Origin of the sequence: Micromonospora parastrephiae, assembly GCF_016802865.1 — a bacterium.
Classification (GTDB): domain Bacteria; phylum Actinomycetota; class Actinomycetes; order Mycobacteriales; family Micromonosporaceae; genus Micromonospora; species Micromonospora parastrephiae.
The window spans coordinates 1-1,223 of sequence record NZ_JAEVHM010000409.1; the positions used below are offsets into that span (position 1 = coordinate 1).

The following is a 1,223-nucleotide window of genomic DNA, read 5'->3' on the forward strand; positions in this document are numbered from 1 at the left end:
GCCGGCTGACCGCCGACCCGCCGCCACCGACCCGTCGCCGACCGGCCGGACCGGCCCGCGACAGCCCTCCGCACCGGTTCGTCGGGGCCTGACCGGTCAGCGCAGGCAAAGGCGGGCGGGGCGTGCCGGCCTTCCCGGAGCCGGCACGTACCCGCGGGTTGTCGGGCGGGGGAGGGGCGTACACTGGTCGACTGGCGACCGCCTTGCGCGGTCGACCTCGCGTGCCCTCTTCACGAAATCGTCGTGGAGCGACGGCCTCCCTGGTCCCGATCTTGATCGGGTCCACCATGGGTCGGCGACCAGGCACCAGGACGCCCGGCCACCGGCCGGGCGTGACAACCAGGGACCTTGAGGAGTAACCCAACCATGGCCGTCGTGACCATGCGTCAGCTGCTGGAGAGCGGTGTCCACTTCGGGCACCAGACCCGGCGCTGGAACCCAAAGATGAAGCGCTTCATCATGACCGAGCGCAACGGCATCTACATCATCGACCTGCGCCAGACTCTCGACTACATCGAGAAGGCGTACGAGTTCGTGCGTGGGACCGTCGCCGAGGGTGGCAGCATCCTGTTCGTCGGCACCAAGAAGCAGGCCCAGGAGGCGATCGCCGAGCAGGCGACCCGGGTCGGCCAGCCGTACGTCAACCACCGCTGGCTCGGTGGCATGCTGACCAACTTCCAGACCGTGTACAAGCGGCTCCAGCGGATGAAGGAGCTGGAGGGCCTGGGTGACCTCAGCGGCACCGCCGCCGGTTACACCAAGAAGGAGACGCTCCAGCTCTCCCGCGAGAAGATCAAGCTGACCCGCACCCTCGGTGGTCTGCGGGACATGCAGAAGCTCCCGGCCGCGGTCTGGATCGTCGACACCAAGAAGGAGCACATCGCCGTCGACGAGGCCCGCAAGCTGGGCATCCCGGTGATCGCGGTGCTGGACACCAACTGTGACCCGGACGAGGTCGACTTCCCGATCCCGGGCAACGACGACGCGATCCGCTCGGCCGAGCTGCTGACCAAGGTCGTCGCCGCCGCCGTCGCGGACGGTCTGATCGCGCGTTCCGGCCGTCGCCGGGGCAGCGACGAGAAGCCCGAGGCGGGTGTCGCGAGCGACGAGCCGCTGACCGAGTGGGAGCGCGAGCTGCTGGAGCCGAAGAAGGCCGACGAGTCGGCCACCCCGGCCGAGCAGCCCGCCGCTGCCGAGCGCCGGCGCAGGCCGCCGCCGAGCAG

At 70.0% G+C, this 1,223-nt stretch carries 1 protein-coding gene; it reads left to right on the top strand.

Features of this window, described 5'->3' with window-relative positions:
• Positions 1 to 366: 366 nt before the first annotated feature.
• A partial coding sequence (gene rpsB / locus JNW91_RS31465; protein WP_238426046.1) for a 30S ribosomal protein S2 occupies positions 367 to 1,223 on the top strand: 857 nt, incomplete at its 3' end.